Origin of the sequence: Amycolatopsis sp. NPDC051045 (assembly GCF_040682955.1) — a bacterium.
Taxonomy (GTDB): Bacteria; Actinomycetota; Actinomycetes; order Mycobacteriales; family Pseudonocardiaceae; genus Amycolatopsis.
The window spans coordinates 184,305-210,028 of record NZ_JBFBCC010000015.1 but is presented as its reverse complement, the minus strand read 5'-3'; the positions used below and the strand labels follow the sequence as shown (position 1 = coordinate 210,028).

Below are 25,724 nucleotides of genomic sequence, written 5' to 3'. Positions count from 1 at the left end.
GAGGAAACATAGGATCTCTTGCCGACGATGTCGACAATTTCCCGTTCAGCGGGGCACGAGGTTACCTATTCATCGGATGCCTGCGCGGCCCGGTTGATCAGTCGCGGCTGGGACCGAACCGTTCCGTACGGATGCGGTGCGGGTCGTGGCCGAGGGCGACCAGGATGTCCGCGACCGTCTCCACAAACCCCGTCGGGCCGCAGACGAAGCAGGACGCGCCGAACTCCGCCGGCCAGCCCGCCGTGTTGAGCGTGGCCACGTCGATGCGCCGGGGAATGCCCGAGCGGCCGTCGGGCAGCTCGCGCGTGTAGACGTACGTGACGTCCACGCCCGCCACCGGCGTGCGCAACTCGTCGGCGTAGTACAGCTCGGCGGGGGTGCGCAGCGAGTAGATCAGCTTGAACGGCGTGCGGACACCCGCCGCGCGGCGGGCGCGGATCATCGCCATCAGGGGCACGATCCCCGAGCCGCCCGCCACGAGCAGCACCGGGGCCGGGTCCGCCGGCCGCCAGGCGAACCAGCCGCCGATCGGGCCACGGATCTCGACGGGGTCACCGATCGCGTACCGGCCGGCGAGGTGCTCGGACACCTCGCCGTCGGCGACACGCTGCACCGTCAGCTCGACCCGATCGCCGTCGGCGGGCGCAGCGAGCGAATAGCTGCGCTGCGCGCGATAGCCGTCCGCGGCTGTGAGCCGGACGTCGACGTGCTGCCCCGCGAGGTGCCCGGGCCAGCCCGGCAGGTCGAAGACGAGCGTGCGCGCCGTCGGTGTCTCGTCGCGGAAGCCGGCCAGGCGGGCGACCCGCCAGGCTAGTCGCCCTGATACCGCTGTTCGCGCCATGGATCCCCGTAGTCGTGGTAGCCCGCGTTTTCCCAGAAGCCCGGTTCGTCCCGGCTCTTGAGCTCCAGCCCGCGCACCCACTTCGCGGACTTCCAGAAGTACAGGTGCGGCACGAGCAGCCGCGCCGGGCCGCCGTGCTCCGGAGTCAGCGGCTTGCCGCCGTATTCGTAGGCGATCCAGGCCTGGCCGTCGAGCAGGTCGGCCAGCGGCAGGTTCGTCGTGTACCCGCCGTAGGCGTGCACCATGACGTAGTCGGCCTCGGTGCCGAGCCCGCCCACCAGCGTGTCGATCGAGACGCCCCGCCACCGGGTGTCCAGTTTGGACCACTGGGTGACGCAGTGGATGTCCACTGTGGGCTTCTCGCTGGGCAGGGCCATCAGTTCGGCCCAGTTCCAGGTGTGCTTGTCCCCCGTCTCGGTGGTGACGGTGAACTCCCACGTCTCGGTGCGCACGCGCGGGGTGGGGCCCGCCGACAGCACCGGGAAGTCTTCGGCCAGGTACTGCCCGGGCGGCAGACGCGGGTTGCCGCTGCGCGCCCGGCCGTGGAAACCCGGTGTCACGACACCCATGCGGCTCTCCCTTCCCGATCGCGACGAGCCTACGCCCGGACCCGCAGCCCCAGCGACGTGACGAGCACCGCAGCCTGTTCGGGTGACACGATCGCGCCGGCCAGCTCGGCGTTCAGCGGGTCGAGCGCCGAGAGGTCACTGCCCCGCAGCTCGGCGCGCGCCAGCTTGACGGCGTGCAACATCGCCCCGGACAGGTCGACGTCGGCGAACACCGCGCCGGCGCAGTCCGCCCCGGTGAGGTCGGCCTCCCGCATCCGCACCCCCTGGAAGGTGACCGAGCGCAGATCGGCGCCCGCCAGCCCGGCGAACGACCAGTCCCCGCCGGTGACCCGCAACGGCCGCAGCCCGCACTCGGTGAACGTGGCGCCGACGAGCTTGCACCCGGTGAACTCGGCGTCGAAGAAGTTGCACCGCTTGAAGGCGCAGCCGGTGTACGCCGAGTCCGTGTGCCGCGACGCGTTGAAGCGCACGTTGCCGAACACGCAGTCGGTGAACACGGAGTTCCGCGTGACCGCCTCCGAGAAGTCGACTTCGTGGAACTCGCACCGCACGTAGTGCCGCCCGGTGATCTCCTCTCCGTACCAGTCGTCGCGGGAGAACCGCTGCTCCTCGACGGGATTTTGCGTGGCCTCGGACATGTCGCCAGGCTAGCGGCAGATCCGACGCCCGGAGGGGCGGCGATGATCCTGGGCACGTTGGTGTGGAACACCGCCGAGGGCCAGTGGTCGCCGACGCGGTCGAGGTGACCAAGCTGCGCACCGGCGGCGCCACGGACCTGCCCGCCCCGGCCGAGGCGAGCCGCCTCGCCCTCCTCGGCACCGGTGTCCAGGCCGCCGACCGAGTGCGCCCGGTGCGCCGTGCGGCGGTGTTCGGCTGCGACCGCACACAGGCGGACCGGTTGAGCGCCGAGTTCCCGCAGATGGCGGTGCGGGTGACTCAGAGCGGAAGTGAGCAGGTTTTCGGCCACTCACCAACCGTGCCGGAGCGGTGCCGGAGAGCAACAGAAGCGGCCAAACGGCGCAATCTTGGGTCTGAAGCGTTTGATCAGTCACCCAATCCGGGAATTTTCGCGACATGTCTCCTTGGCGAACCACCACCAGACGGAACACGGCCGTGCGGGTCATCACGGCGATCGGCGCGCTTTTCGCGGGGATCGAAGTTCTCTACATGATCATGGTGCTTGCCGGTGCCAATGCCGGTAACGCCTTCTTCCAGTTCATCAAGTCACTGGCGGTTCCTCTCGCGTTGTTCTTCCCGGGCTTGTTCCCGGTGGACAGCCCCAGCCTGGCCGTGATCCTCGACTTCGGCCTGGCCGCGGTGTTCTGGCTGGTCGTGACCGGCATCATCGCCCGCTTCGCGGGCCGGTGACCGGAGGCGATCCGCTGACCCATCCGGGAACCACCCGCCGTCGCCGCCGCCGGTGTCCTTGGGCGACACTGGACGGATGAGCGACGGCAGGTGGTTCGACGGCTGGTCGCCCTGGCCCGAGCTGGCCGGCTTGGCCGCGGCCGGGCGTTCGCTGATTCCGAACGTCCCGGTCACGCCGGCCGCTTTGGTGCGCACGGTCACCGAGCAGCTCGTCGGGCGGAGGCTGACCACGAAGGTGGGCGACCGCGAAGTCGGCCTCACCCTCGCCGAACTCGATTACCCGGCCGACAGCCTCCGGCTGGCCACCGGACGGATCGGCGACGTTCGGATCGTCGCCGAGGACGTCGACTGGCCGGAGCCCGAAGCCGAAGACGGCGGCGAGCCCGGCAGCATCCCGTTGCGCCGCGTCACCGTGCTCGCCGAAGACGTGCGCCTCCGCTCGCTGCCCATGCCGGCCGCCAAGCCCGCGCGGGTACAGCTGGCGATCGCGGTCTCCGCCGACGTGCTGCAGGATCGGGTGGCGAAGGCCCGCCCCGGGATCGTCGCGACCCCCGCCGGCAACGGGCTGCTGCAGATCCACTGGGCCAAGCGGCCGCACTGGGGCCACCTGACCCTCCGCCCCCAGGTTGCGGACGACGCCGTGGTGCTCGTGCCGCAGACCCTCCACATCGGACAGCGGCAGCTGCGGCCGCCCCGCCGCTTCCGCCCCATCGAGTTTCCCCTGCCGGAACTCCCGCCCGGCTTGAAACTGACGAAAGTGGAGCCGCGGCACGACGAGCTCGTGTTGCACACCGTGGCGAAGGAATGGCCGGAACGCCTTTCCCGCATTCCCCTGACGGATCTGCTGAGCTGGCTGACCACCGCAGCCATGACGCTGACCCTGCCGATTCTCGGTGCGCTTCCATAGTTTCTCCTCCTTCGCTGCCATGAGCCGGAAGTGGCTCACAACAGCCAAGTTACTCGAACGCGCGTTCGATCTCATCACTCACACGGGTACACCGTGAAATACCTTGGCCCGTCAGGGAAAGAAGCAGTCCACACTAGACAGAGACGGGAAACCAAGTCCCCGAAGCCCATTCCACGTCGCCCCAGGCTTCGCGCTCGTCCGCCCGCGGATCGAGCACCAGGTCCGAGTCCTCCCGGAAAACCAGCACCGGCCGCAGTTCGGGGCCGTACAACGGCCATTCGGGGCCATCGGCGGACGCGACACCGTCCCGGACGAACCCCACCCAGCAGCGGTGGATGAGCAACGCCGCCCGCTCGCGCGCCGGATTCACGGCGGTCGCCTGCGCGGACAGCGGAAGGGGAACCTTCCACGCCATCGTGGTTTCGGTGCCGTGGCCGCCGTCGAGCTGCGCGGGCACACCGGGCGCGGCGATGTCGATCCGGTAGCGGTACACGGGAGCGTGCGCGGATTGGGCGTCGGCGAGCCGCTGCGTCGGAATGCCGTACCGTTCGTCACCCATCGCGGCGATCTTCGCGGCTTTCAGATCGGGAACGCGGCGTAGGTACGTCTCGAGAAGCCGCGAAGTGCCTTCGCCGCCGAGGATGCCGGAAAGGACGTCCTGAGCGGGAGCGGTCGCGACGTCGTCGCCGAGCATCATCGCGTACGTGCTGCCTTCGTTGCTGTTGCAGCCGACCAGCAGCGGAATCCCCGCCGCGCTCCCCCGCCGGATCGGCTCGATCGGCACCTCGGGCAGCACCCGCGGGTGCAGTGTCGGGCGCCAGAGCCACAGCGCCTGGAAGCCGCTCAGGATCCGTTCCTGCGCCTCGACGAACTCCTTCGCCGACAGCGCGCGCAACGCAGAGAGGTCGTGGCAGCCCACTTCGTCGAGCAGCCGCCGCGCCAGCGCCGTCCCGGCCTCCGGCGTCGCCACGTGGTCGGCGCCGCCGCTGCTGCTGATCGCCTGCGCGAACAGACCCGCGCCCAGCGGGCTGCCCATCAGGTTCCCGATGCTCTTGGCCCCCGCCGAAACGCCGTACAGGGTGATGCGCGCGGGGTCCCCGCCGAACGCGGAGATGTTGCGGCGCACCCACTTCAGCGCCTCGATCTGATCCAGCAGGCCGCACACGCCCGCGTCCGCTTCGGACTCGCCGAAGATCCCGGCGAGGTGCAGGAAGCCGAGCGAGCCGAGCCGGTAGTTGATCGTGACTACGACGATCCCGGCGCGCGCGAACTCCTCGCCGTCGCCCAGCTGCTCGCCGTGGCCGACGCGGTAGCCGCCGCCGTGCAGCCAGAACAGCACCGGCCACCCGCCCTCCGGCGGCGGCCCTTCGGGGGTGCAGACGTTGAGGTACAGGCAGTCTTCGTCGCACACGGCAGCGGGGTTCATCGGGTCCGGCGCCTGCATCGCGTGCGGCCCGTACTCGGTCGCCACGTGCACCCCGCCGGACAGCGACGGCGGCTGCGGCGCCTTCCACCGCAGCTCGCCGACCGGCGGACGCGCGTACGGGATCCCGCGCCAGACGCGGACGCCGTCGTTCGCCAGCCCGACCAGCGCCCCGAGTTCGGTCGTGACCGTCGGGACGGAAGCCATCAGAGCGAGGCCTGCTCGACCGTCGGCAGGCAGACCTCGAACCGGGTGTTCCCCGGCTCGGATTCGACGCGCAGGTCGCCCTGGTGCCGTTCGACGACGATCTTCCACGAGATGTCCAGGCCCAGCCCGGTGCCCTCGCCGACCGGCTTGGTCGTGAAGAACGGCTCGAAGATCCGCGGCTTGATGTCCGCGGGGATGCCGGGGCCGGTGTCACCGATCTCGACGCGGATCTGGTCGTCGACGCGCCACGTCCGCAGCGTCAGCGTGCCATCGCCGGCCATCGCGCCGAGGGCGTTGTCGATGACGTTCGTCCAGACCTGGTTCAGCTCGGCCGGGTACGCCGGGATCTTCGGCAGAGTGCGGTCGTATTCCTTGACGACGCGGACGCCGTCGCCGATCTTGCCGGACAGCATCACGAGCGTGGAGTCGAGGCCGTCGTGGACGTCGACCCACTGGTGCGGCGCCCGGTCCATCTGCGAGTACTGCTTGGCCTTGCCGACCAGCGCGGAGATGCGGGTCGTGGAGTCCTCGATCTCGCCCATCAGCATCTCGGTCTCGAGCGCGTAGGCGAGCCAGCGGACGGCGCCGTCCATGAAGGTGTCGCCGACCTGCTCCAGCACGTTGTCCAGGTCCGCCGTGGTCAGCCCGGCGCGGACGTAGATGTCGGCGAGGTCCCAGCCGCCGTCGATGCCGTGGTCGTCGAACCAGTCGCCGATCTCGTCCTCGCGGTCCGACTGCTGCATCGCGGTCAGCTTCTCCGCCTGCACGACCTGCTTGACCAGGCGTTCCTGGACGTCGATGAGCTGGTAGAGCAGCTCCGGGTCGATGTCCTTCTTGGCCAGGAAGGCGAGCTTGTGCCGCATGCCGGCGACGCGTTCGCGCAGGGCGGACGTCGCCCGGACCGCGGCCGCGGCCGGGTTGTTCAGCTCGTGCGTCAGGCCCGCCGACAGCTCGCCCAGCGCCAGCAGGCGACGCCGTGAGCCGATCACGGTGTCGCTGTTGCGCCAGCCGAGGTACATGCCTTCCAGCAGGTGCGTCGCCATCGGGAACCACTTGCGGAACTCGGTGGAGAACTCCTTCGACGGCAGCGTGAGCAGCGTCAGATCGCTCAGCGCCTGCACCGACGCCCCGTAGCGGTGTTCGGCTTCCTGGTGCACGAAGAACTGCGTCGCGCCGAAGTAGGCGCCGTGCTGGTCGGAGCGGTTGGTCTCGACCTCGGTGCCGCTGACCAGGCGCGTCATCCGGACCGCGCCGTTCAGGATCACGTAGAAGCAGGTCGCTTCGTCACCCTCGCGGATGACGAAGGTGTCGCCTGAGTACTGCTCGATCGCGCCGTTGGCGGCGACCCAGTCGAGCTGCGTCTCGGAAAGGTGTTCGAACAGGAAGAGCCCGCGAAGCTCCTCCCGCGGCAGTGCGCTCATTGTTCCTCCAGGTACCGGTGTACCAGCGTCACGGCCATCGCGCCCTCGCCGACCGCGGAGGCCACCCGCTTGACCGACTGGGAGCGCACGTCACCGGCCACGAACACGCCCGGGATCGACGACTCGAGGTAGTGCGGGTCACGGTCGAGCGGCCAGCCCGCCGGCCGCTGCCCGGCGGTCAGCAGGTCGGGGCCGGTGCGGACGAAGCCGTGGTCGTCGCGGTGGATCGCGTCGCCCAGCCAGTCGGTGCGCGGGGCGGCGCCGATGAAGATGAACAGGTGCCCGGTCTCGACCGTCTCGGTGACGCCGTTCTCGCACAGCGTGAGCCGCTCGAGGTGTCCGTCGCCGTGCACCTGCTTGACCGTGGTGTGCGTCCGGACGTGGATGTTCCCGATGCCGGCGATCTGCTCGATCAGGTAGTGCGACATCGACGCCTCCAGCGACGAGCCGCGCACCAGGATCGTGACGTCGCTGGCGTGCCGGGAGAAGAACACCGCGGCCTGCCCGGCGGAGTTCGCGCCGCCGACGATGTAGACGTGCTCGCCCTTGCACTCGGGGGCCTCGGTCGCGGCCGAGCCGTAGTAGACGCCGCGGCCGGAGAGCTCCTCGATGCCGTCGGCCTCCAGCGCGCGGTAGTTGACGCCGCTGGCGAGGATCACCGAGTGCGCGGCGATCTCGCTGCCGTCGCCGAAGGTGATCACCCGCGACGAGCCGCGGGCTTCCAGGCCGACGACGTCGCGCGCGGTCAGCACCTCGGCGCCGAACTTCTGCGCCTGGCGCCGGGCCCGGTCGGTCAGCTGCGCGCCCGAGACGCCGTCGGGGAAGCCGAGATAGTTCTCGATGCGCGAACTCGTGCCGGCCTGGCCGCCGGTGGCCTTCTTCTCGACGAGCACCGTGCGCAGGCCTTCGGACGCGCCGTACACCGCGGCGCCGAGGCCGGCGGGGCCACCGCCGATGACGACGAGGTCGTAGAACTCCTGCGCCGGCCGGGTCGACAAACCGACGGCGTCGGCGATCTCGCTGCCGGTCGGCTGCTTGAGGACGGTGCCGTCCGGCGTGACGATCACCGGGATGTCGGCCTCGGTGGCCTCGGCGGCCTGCAGCAGGCGCTTGCCCTCGTCCTCCTCGACGGAGTACCAGCGGTACGGCACGGCGTTGCGCGCGAGGAAGTCGCGCATGTGGAACGACGGCGACGAGTACTTGTGGCCGAGGAGCTTGACCTCCTCGACCGGCTTGTCGCCGACCGCCTTCCACGTCTCGACCAGCGCGTCGATCACCGGGTAGAGCTTCTCCTCCGGCGGGTCCCACGGCTTGAGCAGGTAGTGGTCGACGTCGACGACGTTGATCGCCTGGATCGCGGCGTCGGTGTCGGCGTAGGCGGTCAGCAGGGCGCGGCGGGCGTGCGGGAACAGGTCCATCGCCTTCTCCAGGAAGGCGATGCCGTCCATCTGCGGCATCCGGTAGTCGGCGAGGATGGCCGCGACGGCGTCACCGCGCAGCTTGATCTCGCGCAGGGCGTCGAGGGCGTCCTGGCCGGAGTCGGCGCGGATGACGCGGTAGTCCTTCCCGTAGCGCCGGCGCAGGTCACGGGCGACCGAGCGGGACACGGCGGGATCGTCGTCGACGGTCATCAGGATCGGCTGGCTCACGAGATGCAGCCTACGGCTCCCGGTGCCCGGCCGGGGAGGACCGCCGTTTCGGCACCTGGACCCGCTCCAGGTCCTCGGCCACCACGATCTCGCCGTCGAACTCGGCCTCGGCTTCCTCCAGGAACCGCGCGGGATCGGGGTAGCGCTGCGAGAAGTGGGTCAGCACGAGCTGCCGGACGCCCGACTCGGCCGCGACACGCGCGGCCTGCTGCGCGGTCAGGTGCCCGAAGTCACGGGCCAGGTGGGTGTCCTCGGCGAGGAACGTCGCCTCGATCACGAGCATGTCGGCGTCTTCGGCGAGCGCGTACACCGCGTCGCACAGCCGGGTGTCCATCACGAACGCGAACCGCTGGCCGCGCCGCGGCTCGCTGACGTCCGCGAGGCGGGTGTCCCCGAGCCGGCCCTCCCGCTGCAGCCGTCCGACGTCCGGGCCCTGGATGCCGCGCTCGCGCAGCCGCTCGGGCAGCATGGTCCGGCCGTCCGGCTCGACCAGGCGGTAGCCGAACGCCTCGACCGGGTGGCTCAGGCGCCGCGCCTCGAGGGTGGCCTTCCCGGTGGCGATCGGACCGTCCGCGTCGATCGGGTGTTCCCGCAGGTCAGCCTGCTCGTAGAACGCCGTCGCGTGCCGCATCCGCTCGAAGTAGTGCGCGCCGGACGCCGGGAAGTGGGCGTGCACCGGGTGCTGCACCTTGTCCAGCGAGAGCCGCTGGATCACCCCGGGCAGGCCGAGGCTGTGGTCGCCGTGGAAGTGCGTGACGCAGAGGCGCGTGATGTCCGTGGCGGCGACGCCGGCCCGCAGCATCTGCCGCTGGGTGCCCTCGCCGGGGTCGAAGAGGATGCCTTCGCCGTCCCAGCGCAGGAGGTAGCCGTTCTGGTTGCGGTGGCGCGTGGGCACCTGACTCGCGGTGCCCAGCACCACCAGTTCTCGGGTCGACACCCCCGAACGGTACTCAGGCGGCGAGCTTCCGCAGCCGGAAGGCCAGCACCAGCAGCATGATCCCGTACAGCAGCGCGTAGATCCCGACGAGCAGCGCGATGCCGTACGCGCCGGCGATCGGGTTGACCACGATGAGGATGCCGGCGAGCACGGAGATCGCGCCGGCCGCGATGAGGAACGCCTCGCCGTGGATCTGCTTGCGCAGCCGGATCGCCGCGGCGATCTCGGCGATGCCCGTGACGATCGCCCACAGGCCGACCAGCAGGGCCAGCAGCAGCACGGTGATCCCCGGCCAGACCAGCACGAGGACGCCGGCGACGATGCCGAGCGCGCCGAGGATCCCGTAGGCGACGCGGTGGCCGGTGTCGCCCGGGCGGAACGCCTGCACCAGGCCGCCGATGCCGTCGATGATCGCGTACACGCCGTACAGGACCGCCAGGACGAGCACGGTGGCGCCGGGCCAGATCAGCGCGAAGAGGCCGAAGAGCACGGCGAACGCACCGCGGACGGCGGCGATCGGCCAGGCCTTGCGGGGTTCGACGACGGTGAACGCTGCGAAAGAGGTCATCTGCCGCTCCCGGATCGATGGGGACCCCAGTATCGCGACGACTACCCCGGACGGCGCCCCGGACACCCCGTTCGGGCGTATCCACAAAGGACCGGCGTGCGCCGCGGCCGCCACCACGGCGCACGCCGGTTGCTCAGGGGTAACTCACCAGGTTGACGGCCTTGGTGCTCGACGGCGTCGCCGGGCCGGTGTTGTTGATCACGTGCGTGATCGTGCCCTGGTAGTTGAGCGACACGGTCACCATGTCGTGGAACCGGACACCCGGCGTGTTCGGCGCCTCGTACGCGTGAGCACTGGCCACGGACGGGTTGGTGCTGAAGTAGCAGTAGCTGCCCAGCCCCCACGCCTCGTGGCTGGTCACGTTCGGGCCCACCTTGTAGGCGGAGAAGCCCTGCGTGGCCCCGTTCATCCAGCTCGACTGGTTCGGCACGTCGTAGGGCATCTCGTTCTGGAAGAAGTAGGTCCGGCCGCCGTTGCCGTTCCAGACGACCTGCGTCTTCTGGTAGTGCTCGACGAAGAGGCCGTACATCGTGACGTTGTTGCCGTTCACGACGAGCCCGGTGTCGGCGGTGTTGGTGGTCCAGCCGACGTATTCGTTGCGCTCGGCGTGATCGGCGCGCCAGATCCACAGGTGGTCGCCGATCACGTTGCCGCTGTTGACCACCAGGCTGTTCGTCGCCTTGCCGACGGCGGCGCCGCCGATCCGGAAGAACACGTCGTGCAGCGACGTCGGGTTCGCAGCATGGTTCGCGGCCGACCCGGCCGGGCCGACCTGCATGAGCGTGTTCGAGCTGGTGGTCCCGGCGTCGATCAGCAGGCCGGCGACCTTGACGCCGTCGACGTCGTCGACGGTCATCGCGGTGATGCCGTTGTCGGGGATCATCGTGGCGATGCCGAGGCCGAGCACGACGGTGTCCGGACGGGTGACGCGCAGCGTCTGGTTCAGGTGGTAGACACCCGGCGTGACCAGCAGGTTCTTGCCCGCGGCGAGCGCGGCGTTCAGGTCCGCGGCGGTGGCACCGGGCTTGGCGATGGAGAACTGGTCGATGGGCAGCGACGTCCCCGGCGCGGTGCCGTTCGCCCAGCTGGTGCCGGACGCGCTGGTCTTGAGGCCCGGCACGAAGACCTGGTAGCTGCCGGCGTTGTCGACGTAGAGGAACGGCTTCTCGCGCACGACCGGCGTCTGGCCGACCGTGGTGTAGGGCGGCGCCGGGAAGGTGTTGGCGGGCGCGCCCTGGACCCCGGCGAAGACCATGTTCCAGTTCGAGCCGGCCCAGCTGCCGAACTGCGAGTTGCGGGAGATCCACTGCTGCTGCGAGCCGGAACGGACCTGGCCGTCGACCTTCGTGTCGGAGATCCAGCCGCCGCTGGCCCAGCCGCCGTCGTCGAGCTGCAGGTCACCGCGGACGTGCATGCGGCGGTAGGGCGCGGCCTGGCTGACGGCCCACCGGTCGGCGCCCCCGTTCGGGTTCACGGACAGGTTCTCCGCGCCGCGCCAGAAGTTCTGCGTCGCGTTCTGCGGCGGGAACCAGTCGGCCTCGACGTGCACGGCGCCGTTGATCGTGACGGCGTCGGGGCTCAGCCCGAGGCCCAGCACCTGCGTGTAGAAGCCGACGTTGACGTCGTTGGCGTAGGTGCCCGGCTTGAACATCACGGCGTAGCGCTGGCTGCCGAACTGGTTGCGTTCCTGCTGGCTGAAGATGCTGTTGAGCCGGCTCTGGATGGTCGAGCTCGGCATCGACGGGTCGAAGATCACGACGTTCGGGCCGAAGTCCGGCTGGCCTGGCTGACTCGTGTTCACGGGGGTCAGCATGAAGGACTGGGCGGCGGTGCCGTTGCAGGTGTACTGCTGCAGCTGCACGGAATCCGCGGCGGAGGCCCCGGGGACGTCGAGGCACTTCCCGCTGTTGCGGCTGACGAAGTGGTAGCGGCCATTCCCCTCGTCGACGGCCTGCCACTGCTGGTTGGCCCCGTTCGAGTAGGTCCAGAGCTGGACGAGCCCGCCATCGGCGGCGGAGACACCCGTGACGTCCCAGGCGGCGGCCGGGTTGGCCCGGGCGTTGACCCGGAAGTAGCCGTCACCGGTGGGCTGGAACTGCCACTGCTGGGAGCCGGTCGAGTTGCAGGTGTACTGCTGCACGACGGTCCCGTCGGCGGTCCCGGCGGCCCGGGCATCGACGCACTTGCCGCTGTTGGCGGCGGCCACGGTGTACCAGCCATCGGGAACGACGGCCGCGTCCGCCGTCATCGTCGTGCTTCCGACCAGGACTGACACCGCTGCGAGCAGCGTCATCACCCGCCGTCTCGTCTTCATCGAGACCTCCTCTGCCGCGTCCGCGGCGTTCATCGAGCAGGAAACGGCAGAGGCGTGCCCGGTCTCGGAGACGCGGCGTAACGGGCGGGGACCTCGGCGTCACAACCGCGCAAAATGTAACGGCGGCCACAGTGAGGCGTCAATACAGGACTAAAAATAAGGTGTGAAGCTGCTGGTCAGGGGGTTATGGGGTGGGCGGCGGTACTGTGGGGACCCCCGTGCCGAGGGGGTCTTGGCGGGGTGTAATGTATGGGCATACGAGATGCGGAGTTCACCTTCGCCTCGGGGCTATGGCGCAGCTGGTAGCGCACCTCACTGGCAGTGAGGGGGTCAGGGGTTCGAGTCCCCTTAGCTCCACAGTGACGAAACACCGCCCACCGGATCCAATGGTTCAGGTAGGGCGGTTTTTTCGTTGAGCCGGATCTTGAGTTTCGTCAAGAAGAAGTTCAGCTACCCGCCGGTAGCTGGGGCAAAACTGGGGCACCGCGTCGACGGCGACGAAATGGGGTCACGAAAAGTGCCCCAGTAGCGTCCCCCGGACAGGTGGACGCCAAAGGTTCTTTGACATGACGCCTTCGCGGCGTTGGCCGCGGACGGTGCCGTACGTGACCGGTGTGTCCGCGTCAGAGCCGGAGAGCGCGGGGGCGGGGGCTGCTTGCGCGGTCGGTGCGACGGCGAACAGGGCCCCGATCTCCAAGGCTGGGACGGCGAGCTTCTTCCTCATGGACATGCGAAAGCCCTTCAAAAGGGGGGCGGGTGTCGCGCCCATTCTTGTGGACTCACCACCGCATGCAGATTACATAATGTGATGATCGCTGGCTGTGTGTGTTCAGGGGGTCCGGCGAGGTCGAGCCCGAAGGGCGGCCTGCATGCGCAAGAAGGTGGTACCGAGCCACAGCAGCTCGCCGGATCCACTGCGGCGGAAACCAGCTGCTCGGCAAGGGCGAGCACGAGGTCGGCGACCGTGTGGGCAGGGCGAGCGGCTGCTGCCCGAGATGCAGATGGACCTGGCCCCGCACGTGCGTAAGTTCGTCGACGGTGAGGCTCGTGATCCGGGACGGGGTCTGTCCGTACGGCAGGACGAGTAGGCCCGCGACGCGGTCGGGCACGGCGACGGCGGCGTCCTGCAGCGCTGTGGCGCTGTGGCGCTGTGGCGCGAAGAGCTAACGCGCGGCCAGATACCAGATGCCCAGAGCGATGACTCCGGCTAACGCAAGTCCGACAACGATGCCTCGCATGACCCAGGTCAGCCGGTCAGGTATCTGTCCGCCGGCCATGGCAGCTGCCGTCTCAGCCGCCTCGCGAATATCTTGTGCCGTCTCGTTGACCTGCGCGGCGGTTCTGCCCAGATGGCTGGCGAGCCTTGACGCTGAATGGTTTCGATTCCACGCAGGGCATCTCTGAGGTCATCAGCTGCGCCTGACACCGCGTTGGCGGCAGAGCGCATCTCCGTGGCGTGATCGGGAACTCGAGCGACTTCATCGCAGGACTGAGCGAATCTGTGCCCATGTTCCTCGAGGTATGACAGCTTTTCCGTAGCTCGCTGCAGCATGCCAACCCAGTCAGGGAGTCCACTCAGTTCAGACGATGACCGTGCCAACATGGGCGCATAGTCAGGTAGTTCGCTCAGCTCGGAGGACGACCTGGCGAGCATGGGAGCGTAGTCAGAAAGGCTGTAATTGAGTGATCTGGATGACTCGTGCAGCATGGGTGCGTAGTCGGCGACGCCGCGTAAAGCGTCCGCTGAGTCGGCGAGTGACGCGATGGCCGTTGGATCAAGGTGCGGACGCTTGAATGTCTCCTTGACTAAGAGCGTGTCTTACGTGGTGATCGATGCTTCGTGAGCCATGATCTTGGTCGTGGTTGATCGGTTGTCGTCGCGGTTGGTGCCGGACGAGTTGTGGGCACTAGTGGAGCCGTTGATCCCGGAGTTCCGGCCGCGTCCGCAAGGCGGTGGCACGGCCCCGGTGGACGCTCGTGCGGTGTTCACCGCGATCGTGTACGTGCTGACCAGTGGCTGCGCGTGGCGGGATCTGCCACCGTCGTTCGGAGTGCCGTTCCAGACTGCGCACCGCCGCTTCGGCCAGTGGACCAAAGATGGGCTCTGGCGCCGGTTGCACCATGCGGTGCTGGACGAACTCGGCAGCCAGGGCCTCATCGACTGGAGCCGCGCGATCGTGGACGGAGCCTGCGTGAGAGCCAAAAAGGGGGCTCTCTGACCGGCCCGAGCCCGTGGATCGCGGCAAGCCCGGCTCGAAGATCCACGCCTTGTCCGATTGCGCCGGGCTGCCGCTGGCAGTCGCGGTCTCCGCCGCGAACACGAACGACTCGGCCGCGCTCAAGCCGCTGGTGATGGCGATCCCGGCGATCCGTTCCGCCGCGGCCCGCGGCGGCGCAAGCCGGCCAAGCTGCACGCCGACAAGGCCTACGACCAACCCGAGTTGCGGCGCTGGGTCCGCGACCGCGGTATCAAGGTCCGGATCGCCCGCAAAGGCATCGAATCCAAGGACAAGCTCGGCAAGCATCGCTGGGTGATCGAACGAACCATGGCCTGGTTCACCGGCTACCGCCGCCTCACCTTGCGCTACGAACGCAAAGCCGAACCCTTCCTCGCCTTCCTCATCCTCGGAGCCAGCCTCACCTGCTACAAGAGACTCCGCAAACTCACCACATGAGACACACTCTAAGGTGCGGAGCAGTCCCGCGCTCTCTCGCGAGACTTTGTCGACCTTGCCGATCGCGCCCATGAGTTCGTCTTTGGTTTCGATGATGATGCCGCTCAGCGTCGATCCCAGAATCTCAGTCAAGCGATCCTCGGTAAGCATGCGGAGGTCATCGACCATCTGACCCTCGCGCGCCGTTTTCCACTGGGTGAGGGTGGTGATCGAGTACCGGACACCGGTGGGCATGTTGTCGACAAGCTTGTGGTGATACGTGCAAAGAAGAAGCAGGTTTGCGAAGGCGCGTCGCTCGTCGTCACTCATCGATGCGTCGTAGCGAGGTCCGCCCTTCTTGGCAGCACGTACGTGTGCAATCTGCACCAGAACGATCGGTGTCCCGTCGTCGGCCATCCGGACGACCTTCTCCTCACAGTCAGGCTCATAGCACCTGCCCATGCTGAGTGTGAAGAGCGCCTTTCTCGTAGCCTCGCTGTAGTTCCGCGCATCCATGCCGGTCCTCCACCACGCCCTCGTCACACTGCCAGGTCTTCCCGCAGACAGGGTACGAGTGGGCACCGACAATTTCTGAAGCAAAGGCACGTATGGCGAGGTAAAACGCCTGCAGGAGACGTCGAGCGCTGGTCCAGCGGATGCCTTCTCCGGGTCCCGGCTGCACGACACGAGCGCGCCCATTCCTCTCACCAACTGGCAGTGAGAGGGTCATGGGTTCGAGTCCCTTAGCTCCACAGATGAAGCCCCAGCGGCACCCCCTAGACACTGCAAAAACCCCAGGTCAGCGGCCGTGTGGGATGTACCGCTGGTGTCGGCTTTTCGTCAAAAAGTCGTCTGTTTCCCAAAGGTATGGGATGGTCGGAGAAGTCAGCGCGGGGAGCGCAGGCCGCCGAGAGTGACCGTGACAAGCCGGTCGACTGCGGCTTCGGACGGTGAGTTGCTGGCGGCGTTGAGGGAGTGCAGGCAGTAGGCGGGCGGGGACGTCGCTGCGGAGTTCGCCGCCTTGGACAGCATCTGTTACGAGGCTGGTGACGAGGTCGTGGAGTTGCTGCTGGGCGTCGGCAGGGGCGACACCGCCGCCGCGGAACTATGGCGACCCGCCGGATTCGCCCGCGACCACGGCCTTCGTCAGCGCGCTGCGCCAGGCCGTCCAGCAGACCCGACCAGGCGAGCCGACCCCGCCCACGTAGGGTCCCGCACCATCCCCGACGTCCGCTCAGCGGAGCGTTCCGATGTGGCGTCCGGCTCCGGTCACCGGGATGCTCCGGCCGTCGCTGAAACGGATCAGTGCGGGGCCGTCGGTGGTGACGTCGTAGTGGATCCCGACGCGATTCAGGCAGGTTGCTCCGACGTCGATCGTGATGGTCGCGATGTTCGACAGTGATCCGCTCAGGCGGGGCGCCTGGACCAGTGGTGTCGATCGGACGATCTCCGCGCCTTGGGATACCCATGGCACCGGGTCGCTGCCGGCGCCGCTGGTCGCCGTGGTGACCGGCAGGTTGCCGCCGCATCCCTGCGTGGTCAGGTCGACATCGCCGTATCCCTTGTGGACGGTGGTGAGGCCGGAGATCCAGTAGGCGCGATCGTGCCGCAACCCGTACGCGGGGTTGTCGAATTCAGGGTTGTAGCGGTACGTGACCTGGGGCGGGTTGACGGTCATGGCCAGGGTGGAGCTGTAGCGCGATTCCTTGCGCCAGTCGTCGAAAGTCGCATACGTGAAGTGATCCGCGCTGGGGTGGAACCACCACTAGTACCGATAGCCGGTGGTGGCGAATGCCTGCTGCATGGCGATCGCGCTGGGTGCCCAGACCAGTGCGTCAGCACCGGAATAGAGCATCCCGCCGGGCACCCAGCGCAGGTTCCGGACATAGTCGATGGGGTTGGCGTCGGCACCGGCCACCGGACAGAGGCCGGCGAGGGGCGTGCCGTTGAGGCAGTCGGTGTAGCCGACCCAGTCGATGAATCCGGCGAACCGGTCGGGGTGCAGCTCGGCGAGGCGGTAGGTGCCGTATCCGCCCATTGAGTAGCCGGAGATGATCTCCTGCCGGGTGTCGACCTGGTAGGCGGCTTCGGTGTCGTTGAGGGCGTCGAGGACGTCTCGTTCCGACGGCCCGGAGTACCAGCCGGCCAGGCCGCGGCCGAGTGGAGTGAGCAAGATCCGGTTGTGGCCTTCCCCGAATTCCTGTTGCACGCCTGGTGTTCCGAGCAAGGAATTCATGGTGGCGCAGTAGCCGGGTCACGCCCGATTTGAGGTCGACGACGGGGATGACGTATCCGAACGTGCTGATGTCGCCGTCGTGGAGTGCCGCGGCTTGCTTGTCTTCGAACCACGGGCCGCGCTCGTCGGTACCGCGGAACGCTACGTCCAGCACGGTTCCGTCGGACTGGGCTGTGATCCCGATGGTGTCCACTGTGACGCCGGGCATGTCAGCGCCGAATGCGGCAGCTACATCCCAGCCGCGGCTGGAAACGCGTGCGCCGGGCAGGCTGCCACCCCCGGTCGCTGGATCGTTGTCCGTGTCGATAGCGATCACGGCGACCGTTGACGACGCGTCGAACAGCGCGTTGAGCGCGAACGTGACGGTCAGCCGGTTGTTCTTGACCGACGCGCGCAGCTCGCGAAGGTCCGCGGTGTCCTCCTGACCGACTGGATAGCGCTGATCACCGGTGGGGGCAGTGGCCGGCTGGCCAGGCACAGGACACGTCGAGGAACCAGCTGTTCCGGTGTCAGCGCCGTAGTCGTCGTACACGTAGTCGCGGTAAACGAGGTCGCTCTTGCAGAGGTTCGTCGTTCCTGCGATCCACGATCCGCTGTCGCAGCCGGCGGCTGTGTCGCCGACCGACGCTTGGGCGACCGGATAGGTGGGTACGGTGAGCATCCCGACCGACACGGCCATCGCCAGCGCGGCCCAGCGCCGCAAATTCGCTGCTTTCATCGGTTGCTTCCTGTGGACTCTGGCCCGTCAGGTTGGCGCGCCGCAGAACGGCCACGGCCTCCTCGCGCCAGCTCCGGGCCGCTGTCATGACCTTGGTGAACCCGGGCGAAAGGTGGATGTGACCGTGGTGAAGGGAAAAGGTCGCCGGCACGCCTGCTTCGGTGAGCCGCTCGGCGTAGCGTTCGCCGTCGTCGCGCAACGGGTCGTACTCGGCGGACATGATGTGGGCCGGCGGCAGGCCGGACACGAGCAGCGGTGAGACGTACGGATTCGTCGCCTCCTCGGGCGAGGCGAGGTAGTAGCGCACACACATCTCGGCGGCGGCGAGGGTGAGTCCGTAGCCGGTGGCGAACCGCTGATGGGACGGCTGACCGAGGGTGAGGTCAAGCGCCGGAACTTCGAGCAGCTGGAATGCGATCCGCGAGCCGCTCTCGTCGCGGACCTTGAGCCCGAGCGCCGCGGCCAGGTTGGCACCGGCGGAGCCGCCGCCGATCGTGATCAGGTCGCACCGGCAGGTCCTTGGCGCCGCCGCCGTAGACGGTGAGGCGGACGCCGATGGGGATGACGGCGAACGCGTTGAAGTCGGGGATGATCCACTGGTCGGCGAGCGAGCCGGTGAAGCAGCCGGTGCCGCCGGGGCGGACCGCGCGCAGGGTGTCGGGCAGAGCCTGTCCGCCGACCAGCTCCAGGGCGGCATCCGCCCCACCGGGATACAGCTCCCGTGCGCGGACACCAGGTGCTGCCTCCGCACCATCCGCCCGATCGGCGCCTCATCGGCCAGCAGGTGCTCCTGGCCGAGGGTGCGCGGGCGCAGCCGGTCGGCCAGAGGACGGGAGAGTTCGTCGATGGCCGGCCCGGTGGTGTCGGTCATACCGGTGCCGCCGAGGTCGGGACCGTCGCTGTCGAACAGGGCGAGCGCGGGTTCGGAGTGGTCATGGGGCGGGCTTTCGGGTGGGCGATGGTGGTCGGGGTGGGCAGTCAGGTCCGCGCGGCGGGGCGTCGGCTGCGGGGCGCCGAGTCGAGTGCCAGGTCGTAGGAGTCGGTGACCAGGGCTTCGACCAGGGCCGCGGTGATACCCCGATCGGCGCCCACGGAGATCCAGTGCGTCTTGTCGAGATAGCGTCCGGCGGTGATCGACGGGTACTCGTCCTGCAACCGCCGCCCGTGTTCCGGCTCCGCCTTGACCGTGATGATCCGCTCAGCGGGATCGTCCGTGACGATCAGGAAGACCTTCCCGGCAACCTTGTAGACGTCCAACTTCTCGGTGAAGGGGCGGCTGCTGCCGGAGCCGGGCAGCGCCTCGGCCGCGCGGCGTGCCGTCTGCTGCAGGCGCACCCCGGTGAGGGTCATCGCGGGGCCCGGTCTCCTTGGGCGTACGTTGCCGGGTCCACCGGCTGCTGTGCTTTCGGGAGCCCCACGACCACCAGCCGGTAGGAGTCGGTCACCAGTTCCTCGACCAGGCCGCGGTCGAGGGAGTCGCCGCCGTGCAGGGTGATCCAGTGCTTCTTGTTCATGTGGTAGCCGGGGGTGATCTCGGCGTGCTGCTCGCGCAGCGCCGCCGCCTCGTCGGGGGCGGCCTTGAGGATCACCAACGGTTCCCCGGTGACGTCGGTCATCAGCATGAAGACCTTGCCGCGCACCTTGTACACGTCCCACTCCGGGCCGAAGGGGTGCTCCAGTTCGGTGCCGGGCAGGCCCTCGGCGCACTCGGCGCCCATCTGCTGCAGCTTCTTGCCGTTCATGACGTTCAGCTCCTTGCTCCGCGTACGACGGGACTCCACCATCGGCAGGCCGCCTGTTCCGTTTCCCAGCTGGTCTTTCGCAGGCGCTCACACGAGGATTCCCGCTGCTTGCGGCGTAGGGGCACATCCACGGTCTGGCGGCGCCTCACGGTCAGGAGGCGATCTTCTCCGTCACGGTCTGGGAGAACGCCGAGTTGGAGTGCACGATGCGCCACCGGCCGTCGATCAGGCGGTACCCCTCGGTGACGTTCCAGGCGTCGGGCTGCTTCTCCTTCTTCCATGCTGACGCTCATGCCATGTCCCTTTCGCAGGTGCGGTGGCCGGCCGTATCCACCGGGCGTGTGATCTGGTCATCCGGGTCGTCGGTGACGGTCAAGAACACCTTGCCCGCCACCTTGTCCACGTCCAGGTGCTCGGTGAACGGGTAACCGTGATCCGTCCCGGGCAGCGCGAGGGCCGTGGCGCGCGCGGCGTCTTGGAGTCGGTCGCCGGCCGCGCTCACCTGGCCGCCCGCGTGCCGCTGCCGTAGGTGTGCGGGTCGACGCCCTCCTCGCCTCCAGCGTGATCCAGTGCTTCTTGTTCATGTGGTAGCCGGGGGTGATGCGGCTGTTCCGCTCCCGCAGGGCGAGGGCCTCGCCGGGGGGCAGCCTTGAGGATCACGACGGGGGCTCCCCTGGACCTCGGTCATCAGCATGAACACCTTGCCGCGGACCTTGAAGACCTCCCAGTCGGGGCCGAAGGGAGGCAGAGTCGCGGAGACACGCCCCCCATCCTTCCCGCGAAACTGATCAAGACGGCAGTAGGCTGCGGACACGTGATGGTCGATAAGCGACACCCCGGGTCGAGCAAACCGGTAGCGGTTCCGCTGTACGGTTTCCAGCCCCCGGTCGGTACTCCGTACGGCCTTGAGGTGAGCACCGTCGAGGACTTCTTCGCCCAGCACGACGACTGGCCGTGGAATCCACCCCATCCGGTCCGCGTCACCTTCCATTACCTGATCCTGGTCACCGAGGGTGAGTTGCGGCACGACGTCGACCACGTCACGCGAATCATCGCGCCCCGCCAGTGGCTGTGGGTGCGTCCCGGGCACGCGCTGTGCTTCCATCCGCCCGGCACGGCCCGCGGCCCGTTCATCCTGTTCGAACCGGACGTGCTGCGGCCCGACCTCGCCGGTCTCCTGGCCCCGCTCATCGCGCACGAGGCCCCTGTCCTGCTCAGCCCGCACCCTGACGACACCGTCTGGCTCCAGCAGACGGCACTCCAGCTCTTGGACGAACACCGCGCGCTGGGGCGCCGGCCCCTCGCCATCCACCACGCCCTGCGGCGCAGCCTGCTCGAATCGCTGCTGCTGCGCCTGGCCAACTCCCCAGGCGTCGCCCCCATCGGCAAGGCCACGGCCGGCACCGGCCGCGCCGACTGGTACGGGCGCTTCCTGGACGCCCTGGAGCTGCACTTTCGCGAGCTGCACCAAGCTGCGGACTACGCCGAACTGCTCGGCTGCTCGGTCCGCACCCTCAGCCGCGCCGCCCAGAACGCCACCGGCAAGGGAGTACGCGAACTCATCGACGAGCGGCGCCTCCTCGAAGCCCGGCGCCTGCTGGGAGCCGCCCGGTGGGACGCCCGGACGGTGGCCGTCCACCTCGGCTTCACCGACCCCGCGAACTTCGGCCGCTTCTTCCGCGACCGCACCGGCCTCACCCCGGCCGCCTTCGCGGCCCGCGACACCACGACCGAGCCGTGAGCAGAGCGCGGCGGCGGCCCGCGGCCCCTGACCGTACGGGACTGCCGATCGATTCGGAGGTCCGCTCGAGCTGGGGTCAAACCCAAGTGGGGACATGCTCTTCGGCGTAGCGGGCGCCGAATCCGACGGTCGGGAGGATCTCGTGGATCGCGGCAAGATCGGCCCCGGTGAGCGGTCCACCGGATCGGGCCTACGTGCCTTCATCGCAGGGTGACGGCGCCGCCTCCTCGAAGCCCGGCGCTCAAGCATCAAGAGCCCGCCGGATGAACTCCTCACGGGTCGCATTGGAAGCGCGCGACACAGCCGCATGATCCACCGTTTGCTGTAGCGGTCCCACACGCCTCCGCGGTCCACCATGCGACTGCTGTGCGTCTCGAAGCGGTCATCGAGCATGGGGCAGATCAGAACCTGGTGGCTGAGCTCGGGAAAGGCGCGGTCACGGGCGAGCAGCGCGGCCCCCGCCGCGAGGCCGCCACCGCCACTGACTCCGGCGATCAGGAGCCGCTCGGGGTCGATACCGAGCTCGGCCGCGTTCTTCGCCATCCACACCAGCCCCGCGTAGCAGTCCTCGACCGGCGCGGGATCGGGGTGATCCGGCGCCAGCCGGTACTCGACCGACACGACGACCGCATTCCCATCGATCACCTGGGGCAGGAGATGACTCACGTGGTCCCGGCGTCCTCCCATGATCATCCCGCCACCGTGGAGGCTGAGAATGCCTCCCTTGGGGCCCCGGTCCTCGGCGGGGTTGAGGATCAGCAGAGTGATGTCCGGCGCGCCTTCCGGCCCTGGTACCTGGCGCTCCTCCACCCGCACTCTGCCGCCCGCCGTCAGAGCCTCCGAATCCTGGCACCGAAAAAGTCTGCTGCTGTCTGGTCTGTCATCTGTTCTCTCCTCCGGAAACAACGGGCCGCGGCGACGCTCGTCGCCCAGGTCTCAGTCGTCCAGGACGACGACGTGCTTGCCCGGCGTGGTGCCGGACTCGAGGTCGGCCTGGGCGTCACGGACCTGTTCCAGGCCGTGGTAGACCTTCGCGATCGGGACTGTGAGGCGCCCTGCGGCGATGGCCTGGAGCTGGTGGGCGAAGACGTCGGCCGGGAGGTCGGCGGCCTGACCGCCATAGGACGTCAGCCGCACCCCGAAGGGGATCATGAACGGGGTGAAGTCGGGGATCGTCCACTGGCCCGCCAGTGCTCCGGTGAAGCAGACGATGCCGTGTCGGCGGACGGCGTTGAGGGTGTCGGCGAGCACTGAGCAGCCCACCAGTTCCAGTGCGGCGTCGACGCCGTCCGGCACCAGCTCGCGCGCTTGTTCGGCGATAGTGCCGTTGTCGACGAGGGAATGGTCGACGCCCGCGGCCCGCAGTTCCCCTGCCCTCTCCGGGCTGCGGGTGGTGGACAGCACGGTGGCTCCGAGGTCCTTCGCGATCGTGGCCGCGCTCAGCCCGACCGTGGAGGTGCCGCCGCGGATCAGCAGCGTCTGCCCGGCCTTGAGGTCCAAGCCGGTGGTCAGCGATCCGTAGGCGGTCTGGAACATCTCCGGCAGCGCACCGACGACCTCCCACGGCAGGCCGGTCTCGAACGGGATGACCTGCCCCGCGGGCACCGTCACGTACTGGGCGTACGCGCCGTCGTAGGAGCGGCCCATGCCGCCCATCATCGTGGCCACCTGCTGTCCTGGCCGCAGTCCGCTGTCCTTGTCGGCTTCATCGACCACGCCGACGCCTTCGATGCCGGGGATGCGCGGGTAGGTGACGTCCGGGCTCGACTCGCCCTTGCGGGTGGTGACCTCGGACTCGTTGACGCCGAACGCTTTCACCTTGATCCGCACCCAGCCGGGCTTGCGCACGGGCACCGGCACATCCTTCATCTCGAGTGCGTCCAGGCCACCGGTCCGGGTGACGACGACGGCTCGCATCGTCGCCGGTGTGGCGTCGCCGGTCGTGGTCGGTTGATTCATGTCGAGTTCCTCGTCGTGTTCGTGGTGGCCTGTGACCGTCAGGGGCGGTCGATGTTCGCCCATAGGTCGAGGGACTGCTGGTAGTGGGCGGTGGCCTCGAAGGGCGGGTGGCCGACCCTTTCCGAGGTGGGCCGGTCCGTGACGGCGGGCCACAGACGGGTCTGCTCGCCGGTGGCGAAGTCGAGCACGAGGTCGCGGATACGCGTGTCGCGCTCGGCCTGATCCGCGCTGCGGCCCGGCTGTTCCTGGCCGACCAGGGCGTACATCTCGGAGCCGTGCACGGCGGGCGCGCCCTCGGCGGGCCCGATCGTGAGGAGATGGGCGTTGCCGCCCGCGGCGGCGTGAGTCAGGGCGGCGCGGGCGGCGGGGAGGGCGAAGATGTAGTCGGTCAGGAGCGCGGCACGGACCTCGGCCGGGGTGCGGCCGCCCTGGTCGTAGGCGTCGACGATCTTCTTCGCGCGGGAGCGGGGGATGCGCCAGCCCGCGACTTCGTCGGTGATGCGGTCGACGGTGTGCGGGTCGAACCGGTCGAGGTCGTTGGCCACCCACCAGCCCATGTCGTCGCTGGCGAAGCTCAGGAGTACGTCGATGTCCCGGTGCGAGCCCGAGGCCAGGACGTCCATGGGGTGGGCGTGCAGCACTGCGCCGGGCTGGCCGGTGTCCAGGACGACGCCGAGGCTCCGGCAGTCCATCCCACCGCGGACTCCGAGGTCGGTCGGGGTGACCTGGTGCAGGGCGGTCACCAGGGAGGCCGGATCGAGGTCGATCAGCTTCTCGGGGTTGCTCGCGACGCCCAGTTCGGTGACGAACCGCTCCGCGAGTTCCTCGGCCCACCAGGCGGGCTGGAGCCGGGAGGGCCCGGCGGAGAACCCGGCGAGCCGCCGGTAGAGGCCGTCCGCGGAGGACGCACCGAGCAGCCCGAAGGTGGAATAGGCGCCGGCGCTGTGGCCGAAGACGGTGACCTGGCCGGGGTCGCCGCCGAAGGAGGCGATGTTCCGCTGGATCCAGGTGAGCGCGGCGATGACGTCCTGCAGGCCGAGGTTACTGGCCTCGGCGAGCCGCCCGCCGTACTGCGAGAGCGAGACCGCACCCAGCGCGCCGAGCCGGTAGTTGATCGACACCCCCACCACCCGCCCTGTCGTGGCGAGTCCGGCGGCGTTCGAGGTGATCTGTGTGTTCGCGCCGTACTCGAATCCGCCGCCATGGATGTACACGGCCACCGGCAGTGCCTTGCCGGCCGGCTTCTCGGGGGCCCACACGTTCAGGTTCAGGCAATCCTCGCCGGTCCCGCTGTCCGCTTCGAGCCAGTCGCCGTTGTCGGGCTGGACGGGGGCGACACCCTTGCGGTCGTAGGGGCGGTCCGGGTCGAAGCCCGCGACCACGGGGCGGCGGTATCGCTCGGCGGTGGCGTACGGGATTCCCCACCAGGACCGCACCCCTGGTGCGGTAGGGGCCGTGGGTGCGGAGGCGGTCATGACGTGTCCTTCCGGCGCGGTTCGGGTGTTCGCGCGGGGTGTCGGCGGCTGGTTGCTTGTGCTCGATCATTTCCCGGGATTCGGCAAATGGCCCTGCCGTCATCGGTCATCTGGTGGTCATCAGGTGACATTCTTCGCTGCCCCTCTTCTTCTCGTAGCCCGAGCTCGGTGGGTTCACCCGTTCGAGCTGTTGATGTCTGCGCACGACCTGCCCGGCACCGGCGAACCCCACGACGACCGCGTCGCCGACACCGGCCCACGAACCCCTTCAGGGCTTCTTGCCCATACCGCACCAGAGCAGATCGGTCAGCGCGGCGGTCTGCTCCCGCCAGTCCTCGCCGGGGTCGAGGTAGAGCAGCCCGGCCAGCCCCCGCAAGACCGTCTCCGGACTCAAGCCGTCGCGGACGGTCCCGGCGTCGGCGTTCGCCTTCAGCAGGGTCGAGACCGCGCCGACCATCGCGTGGTACGCGCTCGCGGGCAATTCCCCGCGGACGGACGTCTCGACACGCAGGGCGTCGGCCAGGCCGCGCTTGGTCATCATGTAGTGCGCGAGGTGGTCGATGGTCCAGAGCTGCCCGGTCGGCCCGCCGGTGGCGACGGTCTTGAAGAGGTTGTTCTGGTGCGTCCGGTTCAGGTATTCGCAGTCCTGCGGCGAAAACGTCGGCCCGGATTGGGCGCACCGTTTCGGCGGACGCAGTCGGCAGTAGGACGCCGAGCAACGCCTCACCGGCGCAAGCGGCGGCATCGACGTCGACCACGCCGAGGGTGGCGTCATCGCCAAGGCGGCCGACGGCCCCATCCGGATCTGCTGGGTGGCGCGCAGCCGACAGAGCCGAAGAACCCCTCCGGGGGACATCGAGATCGGCATCGGCGAGGGCACCGCGGTCGGAGGAGGTAAGGGGACGGTGCACAACGCGCTGACCGCGCAGCCGGGCCTCGGCGAGGCCGACGACGGGCTCGAGGTCTTCGCCCGCACGCGGCAAGCCGATCGGCGA

The 25,724-nt window shown here is 68.9% G+C and carries 20 protein-coding genes, 1 tRNA gene and 3 pseudogenes; 5 read left to right on the top strand and 19 right to left on the bottom strand.

All coding sequences use genetic code 11. The features are described from left to right. Positions 1-97: 97 nt before the first annotated feature. Genes AB0M80_RS31215 through AB0M80_RS31205 form a run of 3 tightly spaced genes read right to left on the bottom strand, consistent with a single transcriptional unit; the run spans position 98 to position 2,048 of the window. Positions 98-841: a ferredoxin reductase gene (locus AB0M80_RS31215; RefSeq protein WP_364572082.1), complete on the bottom strand. Its 744-nt coding sequence runs from the start codon at positions 839-841 to the stop codon at positions 98-100. Beyond that, positions 811-1,410 carry a sulfite oxidase-like oxidoreductase gene (locus AB0M80_RS31210; RefSeq protein ID WP_364572080.1) on the bottom strand — a complete coding sequence of 200 codons (600 nt, stop codon included), beginning with the start codon at positions 1,408-1,410 and terminating at the stop codon, positions 811-813. The genes AB0M80_RS31215 and AB0M80_RS31210 overlap by 31 nt, the downstream gene beginning before the upstream one ends. A gap of 29 nt (positions 1,411-1,439) precedes the next feature. Continuing rightward, a complete protein-coding gene (locus AB0M80_RS31205) occupies positions 1,440-2,048 on the bottom strand; it encodes a pentapeptide repeat-containing protein (protein WP_364572078.1) in 609 nt (202 codons plus the stop codon). A 475-nt stretch (positions 2,049-2,523) separates the two neighbouring features. Here AB0M80_RS31205 and AB0M80_RS31200 point away from each other — a divergent pair, with 475 nt between their 5' ends. Beyond that, positions 2,524-2,778, top strand: coding sequence for a hypothetical protein (locus AB0M80_RS31200; protein WP_364572076.1), 255 nt, complete (start codon positions 2,524-2,526; stop codon positions 2,776-2,778). 76 nt (positions 2,779-2,854) lie between these two features. Next, positions 2,855-3,685 (top strand): hypothetical protein, encoded by an 831-nt coding sequence (locus AB0M80_RS31195; RefSeq protein WP_364572074.1) that lies wholly within the window; start codon positions 2,855-2,857, stop codon positions 3,683-3,685. Between the two features lie 133 nt (positions 3,686-3,818). Here the strand turns inward: AB0M80_RS31195 and AB0M80_RS31190 are convergent, their stop codons facing one another. From AB0M80_RS31190 to AB0M80_RS31165, 6 genes are all read right to left on the bottom strand, one after another. Beyond that, a complete protein-coding gene (locus tag AB0M80_RS31190) occupies positions 3,819-5,315 on the bottom strand; it encodes a carboxylesterase family protein (protein ID WP_364572072.1) in 1,497 nt (498 codons plus the stop codon). Further along, positions 5,315-6,736, bottom strand: coding sequence for an ATP-binding protein (locus AB0M80_RS31185; RefSeq protein ID WP_364572070.1), 1,422 nt, complete (start codon positions 6,734-6,736; stop codon positions 5,315-5,317). The genes AB0M80_RS31190 and AB0M80_RS31185 overlap by 1 nt, the downstream gene beginning before the upstream one ends. Next, positions 6,733-8,385, bottom strand: coding sequence for an FAD-dependent oxidoreductase (locus tag AB0M80_RS31180; protein ID WP_364572068.1), 1,653 nt, complete (start codon positions 8,383-8,385; stop codon positions 6,733-6,735). The genes AB0M80_RS31185 and AB0M80_RS31180 overlap by 4 nt, the downstream gene beginning before the upstream one ends. A gap of 10 nt (positions 8,386-8,395) precedes the next feature. Next, complete coding sequence (locus AB0M80_RS31175; protein WP_364572066.1) at positions 8,396-9,322, bottom strand: ribonuclease Z; 927 nt, start codon at positions 9,320-9,322, stop codon at positions 8,396-8,398. Between the two features lie 13 nt (positions 9,323-9,335). After that, positions 9,336-9,890, bottom strand: a complete 555-nt coding sequence (locus tag AB0M80_RS31170) for a DUF308 domain-containing protein (RefSeq protein ID WP_364572064.1) — start codon at positions 9,888-9,890, stop codon at positions 9,336-9,338. Between the two features lie 133 nt (positions 9,891-10,023). Continuing rightward, complete coding sequence (locus AB0M80_RS31165; protein WP_364572062.1) at positions 10,024-12,204, bottom strand: RICIN domain-containing protein; 2,181 nt, start codon at positions 12,202-12,204, stop codon at positions 10,024-10,026. A 284-nt stretch (positions 12,205-12,488) separates the two neighbouring features. Between AB0M80_RS31165 and AB0M80_RS31160 the strand changes: the two genes are divergently transcribed. Next, positions 12,489-12,561: transfer RNA gene (locus AB0M80_RS31160), tRNA-Ala, on the top strand. Between the two features lie 1,502 nt (positions 12,562-14,063). Continuing rightward, positions 14,064-14,879: pseudogene (locus tag AB0M80_RS31155) on the top strand (IS5 family transposase). A 1,213-nt stretch (positions 14,880-16,092) separates the two neighbouring features. Here AB0M80_RS31155 and AB0M80_RS31150 read toward each other — a convergent pair. From AB0M80_RS31150 to AB0M80_RS31125, 6 genes are all read right to left on the bottom strand, one after another. Then, complete coding sequence (locus AB0M80_RS31150) at positions 16,093-16,536, bottom strand: hypothetical protein (RefSeq protein WP_364572060.1); 444 nt, start codon at positions 16,534-16,536, stop codon at positions 16,093-16,095. A gap of 87 nt (positions 16,537-16,623) precedes the next feature. Then, complete coding sequence (locus AB0M80_RS31145; protein WP_364572058.1) at positions 16,624-17,031, bottom strand: prolyl oligopeptidase family serine peptidase; 408 nt, start codon at positions 17,029-17,031, stop codon at positions 16,624-16,626. 572 nt (positions 17,032-17,603) lie between these two features. Further along, entirely contained in the window at positions 17,604-18,683 is a 1,080-nt protein-coding gene (locus tag AB0M80_RS31140) for an alpha/beta hydrolase fold domain-containing protein (protein WP_364572056.1), read from the bottom strand. A 107-nt stretch (positions 18,684-18,790) separates the two neighbouring features. Further along, entirely contained in the window at positions 18,791-19,162 is a 372-nt protein-coding gene (locus AB0M80_RS31135) for an MmcQ/YjbR family DNA-binding protein (protein ID WP_364572054.1), read from the bottom strand. Then, positions 19,159-19,554 carry an MmcQ/YjbR family DNA-binding protein gene (locus AB0M80_RS31130; protein WP_364572052.1) on the bottom strand — a complete coding sequence of 132 codons (396 nt, stop codon included), beginning with the start codon at positions 19,552-19,554 and terminating at the stop codon, positions 19,159-19,161. Before AB0M80_RS31130 ends, AB0M80_RS31135 begins: the two co-directional genes overlap by 4 nt. 289 nt (positions 19,555-19,843) lie before the next feature. Then, the gene (locus AB0M80_RS31125) at positions 19,844-20,056 is read right to left on the bottom strand and encodes a hypothetical protein (RefSeq protein WP_364572050.1); all 213 of its coding nucleotides are present in this window, start codon (positions 20,054-20,056) and stop codon (positions 19,844-19,846) included. A 408-nt stretch (positions 20,057-20,464) separates the two neighbouring features. On the opposite strand from AB0M80_RS31125, the gene AB0M80_RS31120 reads away from it, so the two are divergent. Next, the gene (locus AB0M80_RS31120; protein ID WP_364572048.1) at positions 20,465-21,295 is read left to right on the top strand and encodes an AraC family transcriptional regulator; all 831 of its coding nucleotides are present in this window, start codon (positions 20,465-20,467) and stop codon (positions 21,293-21,295) included. 309 nt (positions 21,296-21,604) lie between these two features. On the opposite strand, the pseudogene AB0M80_RS31115 reads toward AB0M80_RS31120, so the two are convergent. From AB0M80_RS31115 to AB0M80_RS31100, 4 genes and pseudogenes are all read right to left on the bottom strand, one after another. Next, positions 21,605-22,105: pseudogene (locus AB0M80_RS31115) on the bottom strand (alpha/beta hydrolase fold domain-containing protein); the annotation flags it as partial. Between the two features lie 126 nt (positions 22,106-22,231). After that, positions 22,232-23,254 carry a zinc-binding dehydrogenase gene (locus tag AB0M80_RS31110; protein WP_364572046.1) on the bottom strand — a complete coding sequence of 341 codons (1,023 nt, stop codon included), beginning with the start codon at positions 23,252-23,254 and terminating at the stop codon, positions 22,232-22,234. 38 nt (positions 23,255-23,292) lie between these two features. Further along, positions 23,293-24,735, bottom strand: a pseudogene (locus AB0M80_RS31105) (carboxylesterase family protein); the annotation flags it as partial. 262 nt (positions 24,736-24,997) lie between these two features. After that, positions 24,998-25,528, bottom strand: a complete 531-nt coding sequence (locus AB0M80_RS31100) for a hypothetical protein (RefSeq protein ID WP_364572044.1) — start codon at positions 25,526-25,528, stop codon at positions 24,998-25,000. Positions 25,529-25,724: the final 196 nt, after the last annotated feature.